2 protein-coding genes are annotated in these 1,099 nt (G+C 72.0%); both read left to right on the top strand.

Annotated elements, in window-relative coordinates; translation table 11 throughout:
- Window positions 1-781 (top strand): DnaJ C-terminal domain-containing protein (locus ACFY5C_RS41940; RefSeq protein WP_389455366.1); only part of this gene is annotated, 781 nt, incomplete at its 5' end.
- Window positions 782-859: 78 nt separating this feature from the next.
- Window positions 860-1,099, top strand: a 240-nt coding sequence (locus tag ACFY5C_RS41935; RefSeq protein WP_389455364.1) for a nitronate monooxygenase, incomplete at its 3' end; no start/stop codon positions are given.

Raw genomic sequence — 1,099 nt, 5'->3', positions numbered from 1 at the left:
GCTGGAGATCGAGCTCGACGAGGCGGCCTTCGGCACCACGAAGGACATCCAGGTCGACACGGCCGTCGTCTGCAACACCTGCAACGGCGAGGGCGCCGCCCCCGGCACCTCCGCGCAGACCTGCGACATGTGCCGCGGCCGCGGCGAGGTGTCGCAGGTGACCCGGTCCTTCCTGGGCCAGGTCATGACCTCGCGCCCCTGCCCGCAGTGCCAGGGCTTCGGCACCGTCGTCCCCACGCCGTGCCCGGAGTGCGCGGGCGACGGACGCGTGCGGTCCCGCCGCACCCTCACCGTCAAGATCCCGGCCGGCGTCGACAACGGCACCCGCATCCAGCTCGCGGGCGAGGGCGAGGTCGGCCCGGGCGGCGGTCCCGCCGGCGACCTGTACGTCGAGATCCACGAACTGCCGCACAGCACCTTCCAGCGGCGCGGCGACGACCTGCACTGCACCGTCACCATCCCGATGACGGCGGCGGCGCTCGGCACCAAGGTTCCGCTGGAGACCCTGGACGGCATGGAGGAGGTCGACATCCGGCCCGGCACCCAGTCCGGCCAGTCGATCCCGCTGCACGGCCGCGGTGTGACCCATCTGCGCGGCGGCGGCCGAGGCGACCTCATCGTGCACGTCGAGGTGCAGACCCCCACCAAGCTCGACCCCGAGCAGGAGCGCCTGCTGCGCGAGCTGTCCAAGCTGCGCGGCGAGGAGCGGCCCCAGGGCCAGTTCCAGCCCGGTCAGCAGGGGCTGTTCTCGCGGCTGAAGGACGCCTTCAACGGACGGTGACCCGAGCGGCCCGATCCCTTCCGCCGCAAGGGGAAGGGCCGATTCGGACTTGTTCGGAGGACGTGACAACATGCGGGCATGTCCTCCGCACTGACCGATCTCCTGCCTCACCCGATCGTGCAGGCACCCATGGCGGGCGGTGTCTCCGTGCCGCGGCTCGCCGCTGCCGTGTCCGAGGCCGGCGGGCTGGGCTTCCTCGCCGCCGGGTACAAGACCGCCGACGGCATGTACCAGGAGATCAAGCAGCTGCGGAGCCTGACCCAGCGCCCGTTCGGCGTCAACCTCTTCATGCCCCAGCCGGAGTATGCCGACCCCGCC

The organism is Streptomyces sp. NPDC012935, from assembly GCF_042900345.1.
Classification (GTDB): Bacteria; Actinomycetota; Actinomycetes; order Streptomycetales; family Streptomycetaceae; genus Streptomyces.
This window is presented reverse-complemented; position numbering and strand designations above follow the sequence as displayed.